This is a genomic window from Raoultibacter massiliensis, assembly GCF_900199545.1.
GTDB lineage: Bacteria > Actinomycetota > Coriobacteriia > Coriobacteriales > Eggerthellaceae > Raoultibacter > Raoultibacter massiliensis.
This window is the reverse complement of record NZ_LT962664.1, coordinates 1-1,063: the sequence shown is the minus strand read 5'-3', so window position 1 is coordinate 1,063 and position 1,063 is coordinate 1. Positions and strand designations below refer to the sequence as shown.

1 protein-coding gene is annotated in these 1,063 nt (G+C 64.0%); it reads left to right on the top strand.

Going from position 1 to position 1,063, the window contains the following annotated elements:
* A partial coding sequence (gene murB, locus C1719_RS00025; protein ID WP_245874209.1) for a UDP-N-acetylmuramate dehydrogenase occupies positions 1-921 on the top strand: 921 nt, incomplete at its 5' end.
* Positions 922-1,063 lie beyond the last annotated feature (142 nt).

Below are 1,063 nucleotides of genomic sequence, written 5' to 3'. Positions count from 1 at the left end.
GCGCGCCATACGTCCGCACTCGAGGCCCTGCTCGTCGACCAGTCCTTCGACGGCGACATCTATCCGGGCGAGCCGCTCGCCCGCCATACCACCTACCATATCGGCGGCCCCGCACGCTTCTACGTGTGCGTATCTTCGCTCTCCGCGCTCTCGCAGCTCGTCAAGACGTGCGATGCGAGCGACGTCGAGTGGATCGCAATGGGGAAGGGAAGCAATCTGCTCGTTTGCGACGAGGGGTTCGACGGCGTCGCCTTTACGCTCGGGCAGGATTTCAAGACATGCCGCTTCGACGAGGAGCACTCATCGTTTTCGGTCGGCGCGGGCGTTCCTCTGTCTTCGGTCGTGCAGGATGCGTTCAAGCGGGGCCTTGCGGGCCTCGAGTTCGCTGTCGGCACTCCGGGCACCATCGGGGGCGCGGTTCGTATGAACGCCGGATCCCGCGACGAATGGATCGGTTCGCGCATCGTCTCGGTCACGACGTTTTCGCCGGCCTGCGGGCTGAAGCGCTATGCGGGCGCCGATATCGAATGGGGGTATCGAAGCTGCTCGATTCCCGTCGACGAGATCGTCCTCGAATGCGAGCTTTCGGTGCAGAGCGCGTTGCCCTCGTTCATTCGTGGGAAAATGGAAGCCGCGCTTGCGAAGCGCAAGAAATCCCAACCGCTCAACCTCGCTTCGTGCGGCAGCGTGTTCAAGAACCCGGACGGGCGATCGGCAGGCGCGCTCATCGAAGAGGCGGGACTGAAGGGCGAGCGCAGGGGCGGTGCGCAGATATCGGACAAGCATGCGAACTTCATCGTGAACGTCGGCAATGCGACGGCGCGTGATGTGATGGAGCTCATCGAACTTGCACGTACCAAGGTGAAAGAAGCTTATGGCATCGAATTACAACCGGAAGTCCGCTTCCTCGGGTTCTCGTAGGAAGCCCACGACGCGCAGCGGCGCTTCGGCGTACCAGCCCGCGCGCGGCGCTTCCCGCCAGAAACCTCGAAGCCAGACTGCCCGCAGCCGCAACGGAGTCTCGCGTACCCGCCAGTCGGGCGGCGCGGGCACACCCCAAGGC